Source organism: Pseudonocardia sp. NPDC049154 (genome assembly GCF_040648315.1).
Taxonomy (GTDB): domain Bacteria; phylum Actinomycetota; class Actinomycetes; order Mycobacteriales; family Pseudonocardiaceae; genus Pseudonocardia.
Window position 1 is genome coordinate 1 of sequence record NZ_JBEZDN010000007.1, and the last position, 20,308, is coordinate 20,308.

The following is a 20,308-nucleotide window of genomic DNA, read 5'->3' on the forward strand; positions in this document are numbered from 1 at the left end:
ATGCTGACGTTCGACGTCTGCGCCAGGCCGGCGGTGGGCGCGGCCTCCGCGATCTCGCTGGGCTCGATGGTGAGGGCGGCACGCTGCTCGGTGGTGCTGCACTCCTTGGCGCAGAAGGCCCGGACGGCGTCGGCGAAGCCACGCTGTTCCGCGGTGAAGCGCATGTCAGTGGGTGCGGTAGCTGCCGAAGTCGGGCTGCCGCTTCTCGTTGAATGCGGCGATGCCCTCCTTCGCCTCGTCGGTCTCGCCGAACAGCTTCAGCGTTGTGTATGCCATGTTGCCGATGCTGATCAGGTGCTCGGTGTCGGTGTTGAAGGACTGCTTGAGCACCTTCAGCGCGGTGGGGGAGTAGGTGTTCATCGTGTCCGCCCACTCCCGGACCGCGCTCTTGAGCTCCGCAGCCGGGACCACGCGGTTGACGAGGCCCCAGTCGAGGGCCTCCGTGGCGGAGAGGCGGCGCAGCATGAACCAGATCTCGCGGGCGCGCTTCTCGCCGATGACGCGGGCGAGGTAGCCGGAGCCGAGGCCGGCGTCGAACGAGCCGACCTTGGGGCCGTTCTGACCGAACGTGGCGGTGTCCGCCGCGATGGTCAGGTCGGCGAGCACGTGCAGCACGTGGCCCCCGCCGATCGCGATGCCGTTGACCGCGGCGACGACCGGCTTCGGCACGTCCCGGATCACCCGGTGCAGGGACTCGACCTCGAACAGGCCGGACTCCGAGGGACCGTAGTCGCCGGACTCCATGCGCTGCTTCTGGTCCCCACCCGAGCAGAACGCCTTGTCACCCGCGCCGGTCAGGGCGATGACCCCGACCTCGTCGTCCGCCCAGGCGAACTTGAACGCGAGCACGAGCTCGTCGACGGTGCGGGCGCGGAAGGCGTTGTACCGCTCGGGGCGGTTGATGGTGATCCACGCGAGGCCGTTGTCGACCTCGTAGGTGATGTCGGTGAACTCCTCGGGCTTCATGACGCCCCTTCCTCGGCGGTGAGTGTGAGATCGGGCCGAACGCTAGCCGCTGTGAACGATCGTTTTCGACGGCGCCGCGGGAACCCGTGCGAACAGGACCGACACGCGGCCTAGCGGCGGAGTAGCGGTTCCGGCCCGGTGTTGAGTTTTGGCCTGACCTTTATATCATCGGCCCGAACCGTTCGGGAGTGGCGAGGAGAGCGATGACGACGCACGGGGACGAGGGGCGGCTCGCCGTCCGCTACGAGGTCGATCAGGAGGCGGGCGGAGTCGCATGGCTCGTGCTCGATCGCCCGGAGACCCGCAACGCGCTGAGCGACACCCTGCTCGACGCGCTGCTGGCCGCCCTGGAGCGGGCGCGCGTTGACGCCGACGTTCGGGTCGTGGTCCTGGCCTCCGCGCACGAGCGCGTGTTCTCCGCGGGCGGGGACCTGAAGGCCTTCGCGTCCGACGCACCGACGGTCGAGAAGTATGCCGGACTGGACCGGTTCCCGCGGTTGTTCACCCTGCTCGGCCAGCTCGGCAAGCCGGTGATCTGTGCGGCGGGTGGCGACGTGCTCGCGGGAGCCTTCGGCCTCGCCCTCGCCTGCGACCTCGTGATCGCCCGGCGCGGCGTCCGATTCGGCTGTCCCGAGATCAACGTCGGGGTCTTCCCCTTCATGATCTCCGCGCTGATCCACCGGGCGACCGGCAGGATGAAGGCCGCCGAGCTGATGATGCTCGGTGACCCCGTCGACGCGGACGAGGCGGCCCGGCTCGGGCTCGTCAACGTCGTCGTGGACGCGGAGGATTTCGACTCCACCGTGCGGGACTGGGCTGGACGGCTCGCCGCGAAGTCGCCGCTGCTGATGCGAATGGGCAAGGACGCGCTCGCGGCCACGCGCGACCTGGCGCTTCCCGAGGCGCTCGACGCCCTTCGCTCGCAGCTGGCCCTGGCTTTCACGACCGAGGACATCAAGGAGGGTGTGGCCGCCTTCCGTGAGAAGCGTGCCCCGGTGTGGCGTATGCGGTAGGCCGCTCATCGGTGGCGGCGGGCCGGGCGACCACCGGCGACCCGGTGACCGGGCGGCGGACGTCGCTCGCTCGAGGCAGAGACGGTACGATCGTTGTACCGTCGGACCAACCCCCTGTCCGCTCGGCCACCGCCCGGTCGCGATCCATCGGGCACGGCGGACGCACAGGCGCGGACCCGGCCGTCAGGAGGCTGTCATGACCGACCTCGTCGGCGAGGAGAGCGGACGCCCGTGCGAGGACCACGATGCGAGCGTTCTGCTCGTGCGTACGGAGGAGACGATCTCCGCGGTCGCCGACCTCGCCCGGCGTGACCCCGACGCCACGGTTCCCGCGTACGCCGTGGACACCCTTCAGGCGGCGGTGGACCGGCTTCGCGTCGGCGAGCGCTACCTGCGCCGGCGGCTGGCCGAGTCCGGGGGTGCGGCCGGGCCGGACGCCGAGGTGCTCGCCCTCCTGGTCCGGGTGCAGTCGCTGCGGCTGGTCATCAGCGAGGCGCAGGTGCACCGGCGCGCGGCCGTCACGGCCGAGCTGCATCGGTCGCTGACCCGGTTGCGCTCGGGACTCAGCATGCCGGACCTGCTCCGGCAGATCCCGCTCGAGCTGGGGCAGCTGGGGTTCAGCCGGTCGCTCGTCTCGGACCTGCGGGGGACGACCTGGGCGCCGCGGTCGGCCTTCGTGCACTACGACGAGTCGCTCGCCGCCGCCCTGGTCGAGGTCGGCTCCGCGATCCCCGGCCGGATCGGGCGGGAGGTGCCGGAGACCGAGATGGTTCGTGCCCGACACTCGGTGCTCGTCCGGGACGCGCAGAACAACCCGCGCATCCACCGCGAGCTGATCAGCCTGGCGGACACCCGGGACTACGCGGGGGCGCCGGTGGTCGTCCACGGCACAGTGGTCGGGTTGCTGCACGTAGACCGGTACGACCAGGCGGACGCCGTGGACTCGGCGGACCGGGACCTGCTCGGCCTGTTCGCCGACGGCGTGGGCCTGGCCTTCGAACGGGCCCGTTACCAGGAGCGGTTCAGCGCTCTGAAGCGACAGTTCGAGCGGCAGATCACCGGCATCGACGAGCTGTTCTACGGCAGTGGGGGGTGGAACGCCCCGGCCGAGCCTGCCGATCCGCAGCAGATCGAGCAGGTGACACACCCTTACCTCTCCGGCGGCCCGCTCGGGGAGCTGACCCGGCGCGAGCTGGAGGTCCTGCGCCACCTCGCGGGCGGGGCCACGAATCAGGACATCGCCGACCGCCTCGTCGTGTCGACCGGCACGGTCAAGACCCACGTCAAGAGCGTGCTGCGCAAGCTCGGTGCCGCGAACCGGGCGGAGGCCGCCGCCCGTTTCCACGCGCTGACCCGCCCGCACCCGGCCTGACGTCCACGGGGGGAGAAATCTCTCCCCTCGGTGCGATGTCCGGCACCGTCGCCGCCACCAGCATCGAGGCGCGTTCCGCCACCGTGGCCGGGACGAGCGGAGGTGACGATGACGAGGGAGTTCCCGTACGCGACGACGGTCCCCGCCGGGCCGGATGCACGGGTGGTCGTGGTGGGAGGCGGGCACGCGGGCGCGGCGCTCGTCGCCTTGCTGCGCCAGGGCGGCCACCGCGGGGAGATCGTGCTGATCGGGGACGAGACGGACCCGCCCTACCAGCGGCCGCCGCTGTCCAAGAAATTCGCGGGCGACGAGGTGGAGCAGGCCATCCGTCCGCCCGAGTTCTACGCCGAGCAAGGCGTGATCCTGCGCCTCGGCGAGCGGGTCGTCGCCCTCGACCCCGCCGCGCGAACGGTCACGACGGCCGCGGGGGAGACCCTCCGCTACGACGTTGCGGTCCTGGCGACCGGTGCCCGCCCTCGGGCGCTGCTGGCCCCGGGCGCCGACCTCACCGGGGTCGTCGGACTGCGCACCCTGGCCGACGCGCGGGTGCTGCGGGACTGGGTCGCCCAACGACGCCGGCTGGTGATCGTCGGCGCGGGCTACGTGGGGCTGGAGGTGGCAGCCGTGGCAGCCGCGGCAGGCGTGCCGGTGACCGTGCTCGAGCGGGAGGAGCGCGTGCTCAACCGGGTCGCGAGTGCCGAACTTTCCGCGATCATGACTTCTGCACACGGCGCCCACGGCGTGGACGTCCGGGTGGGGGCGCTGGTCGCGGAGCTCGTCAGCAGCGGGGGTGCGGTGACGGGGGTGCGTCTGGAGTCCGGGGAGACGCTGCCCGCGGAGGGCGTGCTGGTGGGTATCGGGGCGGTCCCGCGCACCGAGCTCGCCGAGGCGGCGGGCCTGGAGTGCGCGGGCGGGATCGTCGTGGACGAGCGTGCCCGGACCAGCGACCCGGCGATGCTGGCGATCGGGGACGTCACGAGCCGACCCGTCGACGGCGTCGGACAGATGCGGCTGGAAAGCATCCCGAGCGCCACGGAGCAGGCGAAACAGGCCGCGGCGACGATCCTCGGCGGCGCACCGCCGGAGGCCGAGATCCCGTGGTTCTGGTCGGACCAGATGGACCACAAGCTGAAGATCGCCGGCGTGGTGAGACCGGGGCGGACGGTGGTGTTGCGCGGTGACCCCGCCGCAGGGCGCTTCGCCCTGTTCCACCTCGAGGACGGGCAGGTCCGCGCCGTCGAGACCTCGAACTCCCCGGCCGACTTCATGGCGGGGAAGAAGCTGATCGCGGCGGGCACCTTCGTCGAGCCGGCTCTGCTCGCTGATCCCGGCGTGCCGCTGCGTGACGTCGTCCGCGCGGGCTGACTCCTTCCCTCGAGGGGGAGAAACTTCCCCCCTCGGGGAGAGGAGCGTCACACGCTTCGGTCCGATCATTGCACCAGCAGCAACGACGCGCAGGCCTGCTAGACAGGCCGCCACGGAGGTAGTGGATGATCACCACGGAGAACAACACTCGAACCACCGTTCCGGAGCACATCGCGCGGCAGATCGTGCTCCCCGAGGGCCACCGAGACGAGATCGCGCTGTTCGAGGCCTACAAGTGGCTCCGGGAGAACGCCCCGCTCGCCCTCGGCAAGGTCGAGGGCTACGACCCGGTCTACCTGGTCAGCAAGCACGCGGACATCATGGAGATCGAGCGGCAGCCGCAGATCTTCACCAGCGGCGGCGGCGAGGCGAAGGGCTCACACAACCCGATCCTGCAGAACCAGGCGGGCGACGAGTTCACCAAGAGCCTCACCGGCGGCAGCCTCCGGATCCTGGAGACCCTCACCTACCTGGACCCGCCGGAGCACACCCAGGTCAAGGACATCGCGAACGACTGGTTCCGGGTCGCGAACCTGAAGAAGTGGGAGGACCAGATCCGGGTCCTCGCCCGTGAGGCGATCGAGAAGTACCTGCACAGCGGGGTCAACGCGATCGACTTCGTGCAGGAGTTCGCGCTGTTCTACCCGCTGCACGTGATCATGACGTTGTTCGGGGTCCCGGAGGAGGACGAGCCCCGGATGATGGGGCTGACCCAGGAGTTCTTCGGCACCGCGGACCCGGACGCCGCGCGCGAGGACGTCGAGCCGCTCACTCCCGAGGCTGCCGCCCAGCAGTGGGCCGCCGCGATCAAGGACTTCTACGCCTACTTCGACGCCCTCGTCGAGGACCGGCGGGCGAACCCGCGCGACGACCTCGCGACGATCATCGCCCTGGCGAAGGACGAGTCCGGCGAGTTCGCCCCGAAGGAGCTCGCCTACGGCTGGTTCATCGCGATCGCCACGGCGGGCCACGACACCACGTCGAGCACCATGGCCAGCCTCATCGAGGCCCTCGCGCTGTTTCCCGACCAGCTCGCACGGGTCCAGGCCGACCCGAAGCTCATCCCCGACCTGGTCAACGAGGGCCTGCGCTGGGCGTCCCCGGTGAAGCAGTTCACCCGGCAGGCGCTGGAGGACTACGAGCTGCGCGGCCAGCAGATCCACAAGGGCGACCGGTTCATGCTGCTGTACCAGTCGGCGAACCGGGACGCCGACGTGTTCGAGGCGCCAGAGGAGTTCCGCCTCGACCGCAAACCCAATCGACACATCGCCTTCGGTTACGGGCCGCACATGTGCATCGGCCAGCACCTGGCCAAGATGGAGCTGCGGATCCTGCTCGAGGAGCTCCTCCCGCGGATCACGAGCGTCCGCGTGACCGGCGAGCGCAAGGTCGTGCAGACCAACTTCGTCGGCGGTCTCAAGAACCTGCCGGTCGAGCTCGAGCTCAGCTGACCCCCGAACCTCACCCGCACGCCGGCGCCCCCCAACGGCGTGCGGGTGTCCTCCACACCCACATCACGGAACGGAAGAGCCATGCCCGAGATCACCTACGTCGTCCCGGACGGCTCGGTCCACGTCGTCGACGTCCCGGTCGGCCAGAGCGTGATGGACGGTTCGGTCCGCAACAACCTGCCCGGCATCGTCGCCGAGTGCGGCGGCAGCTGCTCGTGCGCCACGTGCCACGTCTACCTCGACGGCGAGTTCGCCGACCTGTTCGACGAGGCCACGGACGAGGAGCGCGAGCTGCTCGAGTACGCCGAGGGCACGCAGCCGAGCTCCCGGCTGTCCTGCCAGCTCATCGTGACCGGCTCCTGCGACGGCGTCCGGGTGACCGTCGCGCCCGAAGCCTGATCCCCTTCACCCACTGCCCCCGAGGATTCCCATGGACATCACTGCTGCTGTCGTGACCGCCGTAGGCGGCGACTTCTCCGTCGAGCAGGTTGCGCTCGACGCTCCGGCCGAGGGCGAGGTGCTGGTCGAGATCAAGGGTGTGGGTCTGTGTCACACCGATCTCGCCGCGAAGGACGGCCACCTGCCCTTCCCGTTCCCCGGCGTGTTCGGGCACGAGGGCAGCGGCATCGTCCGCGCCGTCGGGGCCGGCGTCACGAAGGTCGCCGAGGGCGACTCGGTACTGATCAGCTTCGCGAGCTGCGGTGACTGCACCCAGTGCCGCGCGAACGAGCCCTCGTACTGCCAGAACTTCATGCCTTTGAACTTCGGCGGTGCGCGTCCGGGTGGTCCGAGCGCCCTGACCAAGGACGGCGAGGTGCTGGGCTCGGACTTCTTCGGCCAGTCCTCCTTCGCCACCCACGCGATGGCCCACGAGCGCAACGTGGTCAAGGTCGACCCCGACCTGCCGCTCGAGGTCATGGGCCCGCTGGGCTGCGGCGTGCAGACCGGCGCCGGCGCGGTTCTGCGCAGCTTCGACTGCCCGAAGGGTTCGTCGCTGCTGGTGCTCGGCGGAGGCTCGGTGGGTCTGTCCGCAGTGCTCGCGGCGGCGGCCCGCGAGCTCGGCACGGTCATCGTCGTCGAGCCGCTGGCGGCCCGCCGCGACCTGGCCCTGTCCCTCGGCGCCACGCACGCGCTGGACCCGGCGGACGGCCCGATCGACGAGCAGGTCCGGGCGATCCTCGCCGAGGGCGTCGACTTCGCCGTCGACACCACCGGGGTGGTCGCGGTCGTCCAGCAGGCGGTGGCCGCCCTGGCGCACCGCGGGACCCTCGGCATCATCGGGGTTCCCGCGGACCCCGAGGCTGCGCTGTCCCTCGGCCTGATCCACGCGCAGGTCATCGGGATCACGGTCAAGGGCATCGTCGAGGGCGACAGCGACCCGGACGTGTTCCTGCCCGAGCTGATCGAGCTCTACCGCGCAGGCCGGTTCCCCTTCGACAAGCTGGTCACCACGATGCCGCTGTCGGAGATCAACGAGGCCGTCGCCGCCCAGCACCGGGGTGAGGCCGTGAAGATCGTCCTGCTCCCCTGACAGCGGAGGCACTCATGATCGACTATGACTCCTTCTACATCGGAGGCGACTGGCGGACGCCTGCCACGGCCACCCGGATCGAGGTCAGGTCGGCAGCGACCGAGGAGCTCGTCGGCTCGGTGCCCGAGGGTGCCGAGCGGGACGTCGACGATGCCGTCGCGGCCGCCCGTCGGGCGTTCGACGACCCGCAGGGCTGGGCTCGCTGGGACCCTGCGCGGCGCGCCGAGGTCCTCGAGCGGTTCGCGCAGGCACTGGAGTCGCGCGCGGCCGAGACCGCTCGCCGGGTCACGGTGCAGAACGGTATGCCGATCACCCTCTCGAGGAACTTCGAGGGCGGCTTCCCGCCGGTCCTGCTGCGCTACTTCGCCGGGATGGTCTCGGAGAACCCGCAGGAGGAGAGCCGGCCGGGCATGTTGGGCGGCACCTCGCTGGTGATCCGCGAGCCGATTGGCGTCGTCGCGGCGATCGTGCCGTGGAACGTGCCGCAAGCCATCACCTTCCTGAAGCTGGCCCCGGCCCTGGCCGCGGGCTGCACGGTGGTGCTCAAGCCCGCGCCGGAGACCGTGCTCGACGCGTTCCTGACCGCCGAGGCCGCCCGCGAGGCCGGGCTCCCCGAGGGCGTGCTGAACGTGGTGGCCGGCGGGCGAGAGCTCGGCGCCTACCTGGTCGCACATCCCGGCGTCGACAAGGTGTCCTTCACCGGGTCGACCGGTGCCGGCCGGGCGATCGCCGAGACGTGCGGGCGCCTGCTCCGGCCGGTGACTCTCGAGCTCGGCGGCAAGTCCGCCGCGATCGTGCTCGATGACGCCGACCTTGCGTCGACCATCGAGAGCTTCTTCGCCGCGACCCTGCTCAACAACGGGCAGATCTGCTGGCTGGGCACCCGGGTCCTGGCGCCGCAGGCGCGCTACCAGGAGGTCGTGGACACGATCAGCGACCTGGCGCGCTCGCTCGCCATCGGCGACCCGCTGGCCGAGAGCACGCAGGTGGGGCCGCTCGTCTCCGCCCGCCAGCGGGACCGAGTCGAAGGCTACATCGCCAAGGGCAAGGCGGAGGGCGCCCGGATCACGGTCGGCGGCGGCAGGCCGGACGGCCTCGACCACGGCTGGTTCGTGCAGCCGACCGTGTTCGCCGACGTCGACAACAAGTACACGATCGCCCAGGAGGAGATCTTCGGTCCGGTGCTGTCGGTGATCCCGTACACCGACGAGGACCAGGCCGTCGCCATCGCCAACGACAGCGACTACGGCCTCGGCGGCTCGGTCTGGACCCGGGACGGGGAGCGGGGCGAGGCCGTGGCCCGTCGCGTCGCCTCCGGCACGATCGGGATCAACGCGTACGCCAATGACCCGACCGCCCCCTTCGGCGGGATCAAGGCCAGCGGGATCGGTCGTGAGCTCGGGCCGGAGGGCCTGCACGGCTACCAACAGCTCAAGACGATCTACCTCGACCCGCCGTCCTGACGACGCGGCTCGGCCCCGCCCGCGTCACCGCGGGAGGGGCCGAGTTTCGGCGGCGTGGACGGCTCCCCGTTCCGCCGCCGCGGTTCACGGGAACTCGCGAGCGTCAGGCGCGCGGGTTCCCCGACCGCTCGGGGGGACACATTCGGATCAGCCCTGCAGGAAGCTCGCTCCGCCCGCGACCAGCACCTGCTTGATGTCGGTGAACTCCAGGATCCCTTCGGCCCCGCACTCGCGCCCCAGCCGGAGCGCTTGACGCCGCCGAAGGGCTGGGTCAGCGACATGCCCGCGGTATTGACCGCGACCGTGCCAGAGCGGATCCGGCGCGCGATGTCGGGCGCCGCCGGCGTCGAGGCGGCGTAGACCGATGCTGCCAGCCCGAACTGGGAGTCGTTCGCGAGCCGCACTGCGTCCTCGATGTCGTCGAACGGGATCACTGATGTGACCCGGTCCGAAGATCTCCTGCTGGGCCACGGACATCTCGTTGGTCACGCCGCGAGCAGGGCGGGCTCGTCGAACCAGCCGCGGTCGAGCCCGGCGGGTCGCTTGCCGCCGACCGCCACGCGCGCGCCCTCGGCCCGCGCCGCCTCGACCGCCGCCTCGGCCCGGGTCCGGGCCCCTCCACGGCCAGCGGCCCGCGCTGCACGGTGCGGTCCATAGGGTCGCCGATCTTCAGGCTGCCGTAGTACGCCGCAACCGCTCGACGCCCTCGTCGTACCGCGATCGGGCAACGACGACCCGGGACAGGCTCGTACAGATCTGTCCGAGGAAGGAGCTGGCGCCCTCGGCGAGGGACTCCATCACCCTGTCGAGGTCGACGTCCTCGGCGCGGATCGCAGGAGACTTCCCGCCGAGCTCGAGGACCGTCCGGACGCCGGTACCGACGCCGCCGACGGCGAGCTGGGGGAGCTGTGGGTCCACGGGGCACCCGGCAACACGCTCGGCTATCGCGTCGCCCCCGACGCCACGCCGAAACGCTCGTCGACGGCGAATGGCTGCCGACGGGCGACATCATGGTGCGGCACCCGAGCGGCCGCTTCGAGTTCCGCGGCCGCGGCATGCACATCATCCGACGCGGCGGGGAGAACCTCTCGACCTACGCGCTGGAGATCGATCTCCAGTCCTGCCCGCTGGTTCGGGACGTCGCCGTCACGGCCCGTGCGGACGAGACGCTCGACGCCGTCGTCGTCGTCGCCCGCGCCGATCTCCCTCGTCAGATCGGCATGGGCAGCGAGTGGAAGCCCCGTCGGAAATAGACAGCGGGAAGGTCGTCGCCGACATGTGTCCGCTCCACCTGACCGATCAGGATCGTGTGGTCGCCGCCAGCGTGCCGGGCGTACGGGGTACAGCTCAGTGTCACGCAGGCGCGGTCGAGGACCGGCAGGCCGTGCTCGTCGGCGACGAACCCTGCGTCGGCGAACTTGTCCGCGCCGCGGGTGGCGAACCGTAGGGCGAGATCGGCGTGCTCGGGATGCACGACGTGCACGACCCAGCGCTCGGCGACGGCGAAGACGGGGTGGCACTCCGCAGTGTCGGCCAGGCAGACGAGGACGAGCGGTGGATCCATGGAGACCGAGCAGAAGGACGTGGCGGTGAAACCCCACCAGCGCCCGTTCACGTCGGTCGTGGTCACGATCGTGACGCCGCTGGGAAAGGTGGCCATGGCCTGCTTGAACAGGTCGACGTCCTCGGGGGAGCTCACGAGACCTCGCTCTCGCCGAGCCGGTGATCCATCCGGGTGCGCTTGGTCGCGAGATAGTGCAGGTTGTCCGGGTTGGGTGCGACGACGATCGCCTCCCGATCGACGATCCGTACGCCGTGCCCCGCAAGGCCCCTGGCGGGGTTGTTGGTCATCAGCCGGACGCTGTGCACCCCGAGCTCGCGCAGGATCTGCGCGCCGATGCCGTACTCGCGGCTGTCGACCGGCAGCCCCTGCGCGAGGTTGGCGTCCACCGTGTCCAGCCCGGCGTCCTGCAGCGTGTAGGCGCGTAGCTTGTGCGACAGCCCGACCCCGCGACCCTCGTGTCCGCGCAGGTAGACGACGACACCGCGGCCGGCCGCGCCGATCCTGGCCATGGCCGCGTCGAGCTGCTCGCCGCAGTCGCAGCGACGCGACCCGAAGACATCGCCGGTGAGGCACTCGGAGTGCACACGGACGAGGACGGGATCGTCCTGCCCGCCGCGCTGGTCCACCTCGCCCAGCACCAGGGCGACGTGCTCGATGCCGTCGATGGCGGAGCGGAACGAGATGGCCGTGAACTCACCATGCTCCGAGGGGACACGCCCGGCGGCCTCCCGCGTCACCAGTGCGCCGCGCTCGCGGCGGTACCGGACGATGTCGGCGACCGAGAGCATGACGAGGCCGTGCTCGGCCGCGAACCGACGCAGCTCCGGGCGACGGGCCATCGTCCCGTCGTCGTTGGTGACCTCGGCGAGAACACCGACGGACTCCAGGCCCGCGAGCCGGCAGAGGTCAACGGTGCTTTCGGTGTGGCCGGTGCGCTGCAGGACGCCGCCGGGTCGGGCGATCAGCGGGAAGACGTGCCCGGGTCGGCAGAGGTCGGCGGGGCGGGTCGCGGGATCCGCAAGGGCCCGCACGGTCAGGGCCCGGTCAGTCGCAGAGACCCCGGTCGACGTGCCTGCCCGCAGGTCGACCGAGACGGTGAACGCAGTGCCCCTGGGGTCGTCGCCGTCGGCAGCCATGAGGGGCAGCCGCAGCTCCTCGGCGCGCTCCTCGGTGATCGCCACGCAGATCAGGCCGCTCGTGTGCCGAATCATGAAGGCCATCTGCTCCGGCGTGGCCAGCTCGGCGGCCACGACGAGATCGCCCTCGTTCTCGCGGTCCTCGTCGTCGACGATCAGGACCAGCCGGCCCCCGGCGGAGTTCGGCCAGTGCGTGCTCGACCCGGTCCTCGGAGGTTCCGAGAGGAGTTGGCCGCTGCTTCGAACGCGCCAGGTTCGGCTCGATCGCCATGTTCACTCCTTGAACAATTGTTTGTTCTAAGTACCGCTCGAGTGCTGTTGCGGCAATCAACTCCGAGGTCTGCCGCGGCCGACGTCGACTGCAGGCGGGTGGGACGCAGGGGAGGCGGGGGCGACTCCTTGACACTCCCAGACGGGTAGCCCACGATAAACAAATACTTGTTCGGACGGCCGGAGGTCGTCCGTACGTGCCGCTGCCAGCGGCCAGACCCCGACGAGGTGGTGAGTATGACGCCGGACGAACTCGAGCAGGCGATCCGCGAGCTGCAGGACCGTCAGGCCATCCACGACTGCCTGATGGCCTACTCCCGCGGTATCGACCGGCTCGACCGCGACCTGCTGCTGTCCGTGTACCACCCGGACGCGATCGACGACCACGGCGTGTTCGTGGGAGGGCCCGAGGAGTTCGTGGACTGGGCGATCGCGATGCACACGAAGACGCACCTGTCGCATCAGCACTGCGTGCTGAACTACACCATCGATCTCGACGACGATGTCGCCCACACCGAGACCTACTACATGTTCGTCGGGATGAACCGCGAGGGGAGCCCGCTCGCGGTGAGTGGGGGGCGCTACGTCGACCGCCTCGAGAAGCGCGAGGGTCGTTGGGCCATCGCGACTCGGGTCTGTGTCCGGGACTGGGCGCCCCTCGACGAGGTTCCGAAGACGCTCGATGCCGCAGCGATGACCGTCGTGAAGGGACTCGACGATGCCACGATCGCTCGGATGCGATCCGGTGCCCAACCCGCCCGGGACCGCTCCGATGTCTCCTACCGGCGCCCCCTCGAGGTGGATCCGGGTCGTCTATCGGCTCGGTAGCGGAGCGACCCGGCCGAGTCGTGAGTCCGCGGGCTCCGCGGCCCCTTCCTGATCAACGATTGTTCGCTCACCGTGGAGGAACGATGACGCTCATCGGAACCCGCGCGCGCCTGGTGGCGCCGCTCGTGGGTGCTGCGCTGCTCCTGACAGCGTGCGCTGGAGGAGGGGACACAACAGAGAGCGACCACCGGACGCTGACCATCAGGGCGATCGCCGCGGAGGGCACGGGCCTGACCAACTACCCGGACGTCGACGCCGGGGCGAAGGCCGCGGTGCAGGCGATCAACGCCGCCGGCGGGGTGAACGGCAAGCAGATCGAGTACTCGTTCTGCAACACCAAGGGCGAGGCGAACGGGGCCTTGACCTGCGCGCGGCAGGCCGCGGACGACGGGGTCGACGCGATCGTCGGGCGCGTCGACATCTACACGACGCAGACCACGCCGATTCTGGAGAAGGCGGGCATCCCGGACGTCGGGGCGGTGCCGATCGCGGAGATCGACTCGCAGAGCCCGGTGTCATTCCCGCTGCACGCGGGCAACTACGGCGCCTACGCCGCAGGCCCGTACGCTTTCCAGGCCGCGGGCAAGAAGAAGATGGCGATCGTCCGGCTGGACTTCGCGGCCACGGCCGCGCAGGCGGACATGATCGAGAAGGTCGCCGCGGCGGCCGGGATGCCGTCCGCCGGACAGATCATCGTCCCGGCTCAGGGCGTGACCGACTACGCGCCGTACGCCCAGCAGATCAAGGACCGAGGCGCCGACTGCGCGATGGTGCTGCTCGGCCCGCAAGGCCTGCAGGCGGTCTACAAGGCGGCGGACGCGCTCGGGGTCGACGCCCAGCTGGCCGCCTCGGTGTTCTCCTTCGGTGAGTCCGAGGCCCAGGCCATCGGCCCGGCCTCGGACGGCATCTGGGTGATCAGCCCGTACGGCGCGCCGTCGCAGAACGCGACCTTCAACGCCGACCTCGACTCCGCGGGGGTGGCCGCGGACGACCTGGCCCTGCGCCGCTCGGCCGGGCTGAACGCGTGGCTCGCCGTGCACGCCGCCGCGGACGTGGCGGGCGGCATCCAGGGCGACATCACCGCCGAGAGCATGACCGCCGCCTTGCGCCAGGCCAAGGCGGTCGACGTCGAGGGTGTCCTGACCTGGGACCCGGCCGACCTCGGCGCGGCCTCCGACGGCGCCTTTCCCCGCTTCCCGCCGACGCCCTTCGAGGTCCTGACCTTCTCCGGCGGCCGCATGGTCCCCGCGGGCGGCGCCCCGAAGCCCGATCCCCTCGAGGCGATCCGATGACGACCGTCCTCCAGTTCGCGCTGCTCGGCCTCGGCATCGGCACGGCGTACACCCTGCTCGCGCAGGGCCTGCTGCTGATCTACCGCGGTTCGGGCGTGGTCAACTTCGCCCACGGTGCGGTCGCGATGCTCGCCGCCTACCTCTACTGGCAGGCCCGCGCGGGCTGGGGTTGGGGCTTCGGGCCCGCCGCACTGCTGGCCGTGGTGATCAGCATCGGCCTCGGTCTCGCGACGTACCACCTTGTCATGCGCCCGCTCGGCCGGGCGTCCGCGCTGGCCAGGGTGATCAGCACCCTGGGCCTGTTCATGCTGCTGCAGGGCGTCGCGCTGCTGATCTGGGGTCCGTTCCCGCGGACGCTGGACTCGGACCTGCCGACGACGCTGCTGAACGTCGCGGGCGTCGCGATCGGCCTGGACAAGCTGCTGCTCCTGCTGGTCGCCGTGGTCCTGACCGTCGCCCTCTGGGCCGTGTCGCGCTACACGCCCGTCGGGCTGGCGATCCGGGCCAACGCCGAGAACCCTCGGGCCGCCTCGACGCTCGGTTGGTCGCCGCACCTGCTCGGCGGCACGACGTGGGGGCTGGGCTGGGGTCTTGCGGCCGTCGCCGGGATCCTCATCGCCCCGCTCGTCGGGGTCACCGTCGACGCGATGCCGTTGCTGGTCATCCCGGTGCTCGCCGGGGCGCTGATCGGGCGGCTCCAGTCCTTCTGGCTGACCCTCGTCGGCGCCATGGTGATCGGGATCCTGCAGTCGCTGGTGGCGCGGTACGTCGACTTCGTGCCCGGCGCGATGCAGGCGGTGCCGTTCCTGGTGATCCTCGCCGTGCTGGTCCTGCGCGGGCAGGGGGTGCCGTCCCGCAGCACCGGGGCGCAGAAGCTCCCGACGCTCGGGACCGGGCGGATCCGCTGGCCCTGGGTCGCCGGGCTGGTCGTGGTCGCCGGGTTCCTGCTGGTCGTGGGGCTGGAGGAGGAGCTGGTCATCTCCCTCGGCGTCACGCTGAGCTGGGGGATCGTGCTGCTCTCGGTGGTCGCACTGCTGGGCTACACCGGGCAGCTCTCGCTCGCGCAGTTCGCACTGGGCGGGGTCGCGGCGCTCGTCGCGGGCCGGCTCGTCGCCGACCTCGGCCTACCCTTCCCGCTGGCCTCGGTCCTGGCACTGGTGGCGGTCCTGGTCGTCGGGCTGCTGTTCGCGCTGCCCGCCCTGCGCACGCGAGGGATCGACCTCGCGATCGTCACCCTCGGGCTCGGCGCGACCGTGGCCGCACTGGTCTTCACGAACGGCGCCCTCACCGGCGGCTTCGACGGCACCCCGGTCGGCGCGCAGACGCTGTTCGGCATCGATCTCGACACCGTCTTCTACCCGCGGCGCTGGGCGCTGTTGATCCTGGTCCTGTTCACCGTGTGCGCCGTCGTCGTGGCCAACGTCCGGCGCGGCTCCAGCGGACGGCGCATGATCGCCGTCCGCACCAACGAGCGCGCCGCAGCGGCCCTGGGCATCGACGTGCTGCGGGTCAAGCTCTTCGCGTTCGGCTTCGCGGCGGTCATCGCCGGTATCGGCGGCATCCTCGTCGCCTTTCGTAACGCCACGATCCTCTACAGCGAGTTCGACCCCCTCCAGTCCATCCTTGCGGTGGGCTACGGGTTCATCGGCGGCATCGGGTTCGTCGGGGGCGCGCCGCTGGGCGGCACCCTGGTCACCGGCGGCTTCGGCACCTGGCTGATCCACCAGTTCGCCCCGGACGCCTCGCCCGCCTGGCTCTCGACGATCGGCGGCCTGGTCGTGGTGCTGTTCGCCCTGCTGCACCCGGACGGCATGGCGGGCGCGCAGATCCACCAGTTCCAGCACCTCGTGGGCCGGTTCCGGAAGCGGCCGGTCGAGGTGCCCGCGCAGGTGCAGGCCGAGGTCGAGCCGCACCAGGTGCGCCCCGCGCGGCTCGAGGTCGACGGCGTCGTCGTGCGGTTCGGGGGAGTCACGGCGGTCGCCGGGGCGACGCTGGCCGTGGAGCCGGGTCGGGTCGTGGGCCTGATCGGCCCGAACGGCGCCGGTAAGACGACCCTCATCGACGCAGTCACCGGATTCGTCACCCCGGCCGAGGGCACGGTGGTGCTCGACGGCGAGGACGTGACCGGATGGCCGGTGCACCGACGGACCCGTGCCGGGGTCAGCCGGTCGTTCCAGTCGCTGGAGCTGTTCGAGAGCAGCACGGTGCGCGAGAACCTCGCCGTGGCGAGCGACCCGGCGGGCGGCAGGACCTACCTGACCGACCTCGTCCGGCCGCGACGCAGCCCGCTGACCCCGGCCGCGCTGGCCGCAGTGCGGGAGCTGGGCCTGGAGTCCGACCTGGACACCACGGTCGCCGCGCTGCCCTACGGCAGGCGCAGGCTCGTCGCCATCGCCCGCGCGATCGCGGGCGAGCCGTCGGTCCTGCTGCTCGACGAGCCCGCCGCCGGCCTGGACTCCGTCGAGACCGCCGAGCTCGGTCGGGCGATCCGCAGGCTGGTCGAGGGCTGGGGGATCGGCGTGCTGGTCGTGGAGCACGACATGTCGTTCGTCATGAGTGTGTGCGACGAGCTGGTGGTCCTGAACTTCGGCCACCAGATCGCGCGGGGCACGCCGGAGGAGATCCGCCGCGACCCGGAGGTCGTCCGGGCCTACCTGGGCGGCGAGCACGCGGCCGTGGGCGCGGGGGAGGAGACACGATGAGTGGACCGGTGCTGGTGGCGCGGGGCCTGAGCCTCGGCTACACGGGGCCGCCTGTCGTCGAGGGACTCGATCTGGAGGTCGGGGCCGGCGAGGTGGTCGTCGTCCTCGGCCCCAACGGGGCGGGCAAGACCACCACGCTCCTCGGCCTCGCGGGCGAGCTCGAGCCGGAGGCGGGATCGGTGGAGCTTCTCGGGGCGCCCGCCCCGCGGGGGTTGCACCGGCGGGCGCGCGCCGGGGTCGCGTTCGTGACCGAGGAGCGGTCGGTGTTCATGGAGCTGACCGTCGCGGAGAACCTGCGCGTCGGCCGCTGTGACCCCGCGGCCGTCGTGGCCCTGTTCCCGGAGGTCGAGCCCCTGCTCGATCGCCGAGCCGGCCTGCTCTCCGGCGGTGAACAGCAGATGGTCACCCTCGGCCGGGCGCTGGCCCGGTCGCCGCGGCTGCTGCTGGTGGACGAGCTGTCCCTCGGGCTGGCACCGCTGGTGGTCACCCGGCTGCTGGAGGCGGTCCGGGCGGCGGCGGACTCCGGGGTCGCGGTCGTGCTGGTGGAGCAGCACGTCGACCAGGCCATGCGCATCGCCGACCAGGTGCTGGTGCTGGAACGCGGGCGGGTCGTGCTGAGTGGCCTGGCCGTCGAGCTGGCGGGCCGCGTGAAGGAGATCGAGGCGTCCTACCTGGCGGCCTCGGGCTGAGAGAGGAACGAGACAATGGCACGACGCGAGGGCCCGGCCGTCTGGGCGCTGTTCCTGTGGCCCGGCGGACACCACCACGGGGCGTGGCGGCTGCCCGGCAGCACGGGCGACGACCTGATGAGCTTCGAGAACTACAAGCGGATGGCCCAGGAGGCCGAGGCGGCGAAGCTCGACATCATCTTCCTGGGCGACCGGCTGGACGCCTGGCCGCTGCCGAACGACTACCTGGCCAAGACCGCCCGCGGCGCCCGGCTGGAGACGATCACCACGATCGCCGCCCTCGCCGCCGTCACCCAGCGGATCGGGCTCGTGGCGACGGCGTCGACGACGTTCTCCGAGCCGTTCAACCTGGCCCGAATGATCGGCGGCCTGGACCACATCTCGCACGGCCGCGCGGGCTGGAACGTCGTCACGAGCTACACCGACGACCAGGCGCAGAACTACGGCTTGGACCACATCCCGCCGCGCCCCGAGCGCTACGCCCGCGCCCAGGAGTTCCTGGACGTGGTCAAGGGCCTGTGGGACACCTTCGAGGACGACGCGGTGATCCGGGACAAGGAGGCCGGGCAGTTCTTCCACGCCGAGAAGTTCCACAAGCTCGACCACAAGGGCGAGCACTTCCAGGTCGCCGGGCCGCTGAACATGGAGCGGCCCCCGCAGGGCTACCCGGTGATCTGCCAGGCGGGCGCCTCGGCGGACGGCATCGCCTTCGCCGCGCGCAACGGCGAGGTGCTCTTCTCGGTCAACTCGAGCATCGACCGGGCGCGCGAGTACTACACGAAGATCAAGGACGGGGCCGTCGCCGCGGGCCGGGACCCGGACAGCATCAAGGTGCTCGCCTCGATCAACCCGGTCATCGGGCGGACCGAGGAGGAGGCGAACGAGAAGTACGAGCGCATGCAGGCCCTGCTCGACGACGGCGTCTCCCGCCACTTCGCCGAGATGTACTTCGGCATCGACCTGGCCCAGTACGACATGGACGAGCTCGTCCCCGAGATCGAGCTGCCCGAGGTCGCCCGGGGCATGCCTCGCGCGCACCAGGAGTACATGCTCACCCGGGCCCGGGACCAGGGCCTGACCATGCGCGAGCTGGTGCAGGGCTTCAACGGCACGAACATCTACCCCAAGTCGGCCGAGGCCGCGGCGGACGAGTTCCAGGAGTGGTACGAGACCGGCGCCTGCGACGGCTTCATCCTGCAGATCTCCGACGTGCCCGAGGGCGTCTCGGACTTCTGCGAGCACGTGGTGCCGATCCTGCGCGAGCGCGGGCTCGTCCGGGACGAGTACGCAGGTACCACGCTGCGGGAGAACCTCGGGCTCGCTTACCCGGCGAACCGGTACGCGAAATAGCGAGCCCCGCCCCGGCACCCGCCGGGGTGGGCCCAGGTGTCGGGGAATACCACTGTGGAGGAACGATGAGGTTCTCTGTGCGCTCTCGCGGGGGCGCCGTCGCGGTGCTCGGCGCGACCGTCGCGCTGATGGCGGCGGGCTGTGCGGGAGGTGGGTCCGAGAGCTCCGGGGGTGACGCCTTCAAGGTCGGGGTGATCACCTCCGTCGGCTCCAGCCTGACGAACTATCCGGACGTCGAGGCGGGGGCCCGGGCCGCCGTCGACGCCGTCAACAAGGCCGGCGGCGTGAACGGTAAGCCGGTCGAGTTCTTCTTCTGCAACACCCGCGGCGAGGTCAACCAGGCCGTCGCCTGCGCGCGGCAGGCGGACACCGAGGGCGTCGACGCGATCGTCGGGCGGGTGGACATCTACAACGCCCAGTCGATGCCGGTCATCGAGAAGGCGGAGATCCCGGACATCGGGCTCGTCTCGACCGGCTCCGAGATCGACTACACCAGTCCGTTCGAGTTCCCGCTGCACGGCGGCACGTACGGCGCGTATGCCACGCTGCCCTACGCCGCCAAGGCGGACGGCGCGTCGAGCTACGTGTTCGCCACGATCGACCTGCCCATCGGCATCCGGCAGGCCGAGACGGCGTCGGAGGTGGGTCGCAATATCGGCCTCGACGTGAAGCCGATCATCAAGATCCCCGCACAGGGGGTCACGGACTACGCGCCGTACGCCCAGCAGGTCAAGGACTCCGGCGCGGAGTCCGTCACGGTCGCTCTGGGCCCTGCCGGGTTCCAGGCCTTCGTCAAGGCCGCCGACGCCATCGGCCTGCAGGCCCGCATCACCGGCACCGCGTTCACGTTCGGCCAGTCCGAGGCCGCGGGCATCGGGGAGCTGGCTAACCGGATGCTCGTCGCCGCGCCGTTCCCGTCCACCGACGACAAGGCGGTGCCGGGGATCGCGAAGTACCACGAGGAGCTCGACGCCGCCGGCGCCGAGGACTCGCCCGCGACGCGCCGGTACGCGGGGCTGAACGCCTGGCTGTCGGCCCACGCCGCGATGACCGTCGCAGAGTCTATCGACGGCGACGTCACGCGCGCGACCATGAAGAACGCCCTGGAGAAGGCCGCGCCGATGGACCTCTACGGCCTCTCGACGTTCGATCCTGCGAGCCTCGCGGGCCAGCAGGGCGCGTTCGCCCGGTTCCCCAAGGCGGAGTTCCACGTCATGACCTTCACCTCGCCGACGATGGTCGACGCGGGCCAGCCGACCGTGGCGGACCCGTTCGCGACCGTCCGCGGGCACGCCTAGGCGAAACAAATAGTTGTT

19 protein-coding genes are annotated in these 20,308 nt (G+C 71.1%); 14 read left to right on the forward strand and 5 right to left on the reverse strand.

The annotated features are described in order from the left end of the window. Positions 1-165: 165 nt before the first annotated feature. Positions 166-966: an enoyl-CoA hydratase-related protein gene (locus AB0B41_RS06010; protein WP_358199483.1), complete on the reverse strand. Its 801-nt coding sequence runs from the start codon at positions 964-966 to the stop codon at positions 166-168. A 203-nt stretch (positions 967-1,169) separates the two neighbouring features. Here AB0B41_RS06010 and AB0B41_RS06015 point away from each other — a divergent pair, with 203 nt between their 5' ends. The 7 genes from AB0B41_RS06015 (at position 1,170) to AB0B41_RS06045 (ending at position 9,161) form a co-directional block, all read left to right on the forward strand. After that, the gene (locus AB0B41_RS06015; protein WP_358199485.1) at positions 1,170-1,979 is read left to right on the forward strand and encodes an enoyl-CoA hydratase-related protein; all 810 of its coding nucleotides are present in this window, start codon (positions 1,170-1,172) and stop codon (positions 1,977-1,979) included. Positions 1,980-2,175: 196 nt separating this feature from the next. Continuing rightward, positions 2,176-3,351: a LuxR C-terminal-related transcriptional regulator gene (locus tag AB0B41_RS06020; protein ID WP_358199488.1), complete on the forward strand. Its 1,176-nt coding sequence runs from the start codon at positions 2,176-2,178 to the stop codon at positions 3,349-3,351. Positions 3,352-3,459: 108 nt separating this feature from the next. After that, positions 3,460-4,716: an FAD-dependent oxidoreductase gene (locus AB0B41_RS06025; RefSeq protein ID WP_358199490.1), complete on the forward strand. Its 1,257-nt coding sequence runs from the start codon at positions 3,460-3,462 to the stop codon at positions 4,714-4,716. A 125-nt stretch (positions 4,717-4,841) separates the two neighbouring features. Beyond that, positions 4,842-6,167, forward strand: a complete 1,326-nt coding sequence (locus AB0B41_RS06030; RefSeq protein ID WP_358199492.1) for a cytochrome P450 — start codon at positions 4,842-4,844, stop codon at positions 6,165-6,167. A gap of 81 nt (positions 6,168-6,248) precedes the next feature. Then, entirely contained in the window at positions 6,249-6,566 is a 318-nt protein-coding gene (locus AB0B41_RS06035; protein WP_358199494.1) for a 2Fe-2S iron-sulfur cluster-binding protein, read from the forward strand. Positions 6,567-6,597: 31 nt separating this feature from the next. After that, on the forward strand, positions 6,598-7,698 hold the full coding sequence (locus tag AB0B41_RS06040; protein WP_358199497.1) for an NAD(P)-dependent alcohol dehydrogenase: 1,101 nt from the start codon (positions 6,598-6,600) through the stop codon (positions 7,696-7,698). 14 nt (positions 7,699-7,712) lie between these two features. Beyond that, entirely contained in the window at positions 7,713-9,161 is a 1,449-nt protein-coding gene (locus AB0B41_RS06045; protein ID WP_358199499.1) for an aldehyde dehydrogenase, read from the forward strand. Here the strand turns inward: AB0B41_RS06045 and AB0B41_RS06050 are convergent. Both AB0B41_RS06050 and AB0B41_RS06055 read right to left on the reverse strand, forming a co-directional pair. Next, positions 9,140-9,595 carry an aldehyde dehydrogenase family protein gene (locus AB0B41_RS06050; protein ID WP_358199501.1) on the reverse strand — a complete coding sequence of 152 codons (456 nt, stop codon included), beginning with the start codon at positions 9,593-9,595 and terminating at the stop codon, positions 9,140-9,142. The two genes, AB0B41_RS06045 and AB0B41_RS06050, sit on opposite strands and share 22 nt — an antisense overlap. A gap of 235 nt (positions 9,596-9,830) precedes the next feature. Further along, a complete protein-coding gene (locus AB0B41_RS06055; protein WP_358199503.1) occupies positions 9,831-10,079 on the reverse strand; it encodes an aldehyde dehydrogenase family protein in 249 nt (82 codons plus the stop codon). Between the two features lie 92 nt (positions 10,080-10,171). Here AB0B41_RS06055 and AB0B41_RS06060 point away from each other — a divergent pair, with 92 nt between their 5' ends. Next, complete coding sequence (locus AB0B41_RS06060) at positions 10,172-10,414, forward strand: hypothetical protein (RefSeq protein WP_358199505.1); 243 nt, start codon at positions 10,172-10,174, stop codon at positions 10,412-10,414. On the opposite strand, the gene AB0B41_RS06065 is transcribed toward AB0B41_RS06060, so the two are convergent. Both AB0B41_RS06065 and AB0B41_RS06070 read right to left on the reverse strand, forming a co-directional pair. Then, the gene (locus AB0B41_RS06065) at positions 10,372-10,860 is read right to left on the reverse strand and encodes a flavin reductase family protein (RefSeq protein ID WP_358199507.1); all 489 of its coding nucleotides are present in this window, start codon (positions 10,858-10,860) and stop codon (positions 10,372-10,374) included. The genes AB0B41_RS06060 and AB0B41_RS06065 overlap by 43 nt on opposite strands. Next, positions 10,857-12,026 carry a bifunctional 3,4-dihydroxy-2-butanone-4-phosphate synthase/GTP cyclohydrolase II gene (locus AB0B41_RS06070; protein WP_358199725.1) on the reverse strand — a complete coding sequence of 390 codons (1,170 nt, stop codon included), beginning with the start codon at positions 12,024-12,026 and terminating at the stop codon, positions 10,857-10,859. Before AB0B41_RS06070 ends, AB0B41_RS06065 begins: the two co-directional genes overlap by 4 nt. A 342-nt stretch (positions 12,027-12,368) precedes the next feature. Here AB0B41_RS06070 and AB0B41_RS06075 point away from each other — a divergent pair, with 342 nt between their 5' ends. The 6 genes from AB0B41_RS06075 to AB0B41_RS06100 all read left to right on the forward strand — a co-directional run bounded on the left by AB0B41_RS06075 (position 12,369) and on the right by AB0B41_RS06100 (position 20,290). Beyond that, positions 12,369-12,959 (forward strand): nuclear transport factor 2 family protein, encoded by a 591-nt coding sequence (locus tag AB0B41_RS06075; RefSeq protein ID WP_358199510.1) that lies wholly within the window; start codon positions 12,369-12,371, stop codon positions 12,957-12,959. 83 nt (positions 12,960-13,042) lie between these two features. After that, positions 13,043-14,251, forward strand: a complete 1,209-nt coding sequence (locus tag AB0B41_RS06080; protein ID WP_358199512.1) for an ABC transporter substrate-binding protein — start codon at positions 13,043-13,045, stop codon at positions 14,249-14,251. Then, entirely contained in the window at positions 14,248-16,953 is a 2,706-nt protein-coding gene (locus AB0B41_RS06085) for a branched-chain amino acid ABC transporter permease/ATP-binding protein (RefSeq protein WP_358199514.1), read from the forward strand. Before AB0B41_RS06080 ends, AB0B41_RS06085 begins: the two co-directional genes overlap by 4 nt. Then, positions 16,950-17,642, forward strand: coding sequence for an ATP-binding cassette domain-containing protein (locus AB0B41_RS06090; protein ID WP_358199516.1), 693 nt, complete (start codon positions 16,950-16,952; stop codon positions 17,640-17,642). Before AB0B41_RS06085 ends, AB0B41_RS06090 begins: the two co-directional genes overlap by 4 nt. Before the next feature lie 15 nt (positions 17,643-17,657). Then, a complete protein-coding gene (locus tag AB0B41_RS06095; RefSeq protein WP_358199519.1) occupies positions 17,658-18,992 on the forward strand; it encodes an LLM class flavin-dependent oxidoreductase in 1,335 nt (444 codons plus the stop codon). 65 nt (positions 18,993-19,057) lie between these two features. Then, positions 19,058-20,290, forward strand: coding sequence for an ABC transporter substrate-binding protein (locus AB0B41_RS06100; protein WP_358199521.1), 1,233 nt, complete (start codon positions 19,058-19,060; stop codon positions 20,288-20,290). The last annotated feature ends 18 nt before the right edge of the window (positions 20,291-20,308 follow it).

Excerpts from the sequence above, each read along its gene's own strand:
- AB0B41_RS06010 (WP_358199483.1), bottom strand. The coding sequence starts at position 966 with ATGAAGCCCGAGGAGTTCACCGACATCACCTACGAGGTCGACAACGGC.
- AB0B41_RS06015 (WP_358199485.1), top strand. The coding sequence starts at position 1,170 with ATGACGACGCACGGGGACGAGGGGCGGCTCGCCGTCCGCTACGAGGTC.
- AB0B41_RS06020 (WP_358199488.1), top strand. The coding sequence starts at position 2,176 with ATGACCGACCTCGTCGGCGAGGAGAGCGGACGCCCGTGCGAGGACCAC.
- AB0B41_RS06025 (WP_358199490.1), top strand. The coding sequence starts at position 3,460 with ATGACGAGGGAGTTCCCGTACGCGACGACGGTCCCCGCCGGGCCGGAT.
- AB0B41_RS06030 (WP_358199492.1), top strand. The coding sequence starts at position 4,842 with ATGATCACCACGGAGAACAACACTCGAACCACCGTTCCGGAGCACATC.
- AB0B41_RS06035 (WP_358199494.1), top strand. The coding sequence starts at position 6,249 with ATGCCCGAGATCACCTACGTCGTCCCGGACGGCTCGGTCCACGTCGTC.
- AB0B41_RS06040 (WP_358199497.1), top strand. The coding sequence starts at position 6,598 with ATGGACATCACTGCTGCTGTCGTGACCGCCGTAGGCGGCGACTTCTCC.
- AB0B41_RS06045 (WP_358199499.1), top strand. The coding sequence starts at position 7,713 with ATGATCGACTATGACTCCTTCTACATCGGAGGCGACTGGCGGACGCCT.
- AB0B41_RS06060 (WP_358199505.1), top strand. The coding sequence starts at position 10,172 with ATGGTGCGGCACCCGAGCGGCCGCTTCGAGTTCCGCGGCCGCGGCATG.
- AB0B41_RS06075 (WP_358199510.1), top strand. The coding sequence starts at position 12,369 with ATGACGCCGGACGAACTCGAGCAGGCGATCCGCGAGCTGCAGGACCGT.
- AB0B41_RS06080 (WP_358199512.1), top strand. The coding sequence starts at position 13,043 with ATGACGCTCATCGGAACCCGCGCGCGCCTGGTGGCGCCGCTCGTGGGT.
- AB0B41_RS06085 (WP_358199514.1), top strand. The coding sequence starts at position 14,248 with ATGACGACCGTCCTCCAGTTCGCGCTGCTCGGCCTCGGCATCGGCACG.
- AB0B41_RS06090 (WP_358199516.1), top strand. The coding sequence starts at position 16,950 with ATGAGTGGACCGGTGCTGGTGGCGCGGGGCCTGAGCCTCGGCTACACG.
- AB0B41_RS06095 (WP_358199519.1), top strand. The coding sequence starts at position 17,658 with ATGGCACGACGCGAGGGCCCGGCCGTCTGGGCGCTGTTCCTGTGGCCC.
- AB0B41_RS06100 (WP_358199521.1), top strand. The coding sequence starts at position 19,058 with ATGAGGTTCTCTGTGCGCTCTCGCGGGGGCGCCGTCGCGGTGCTCGGC.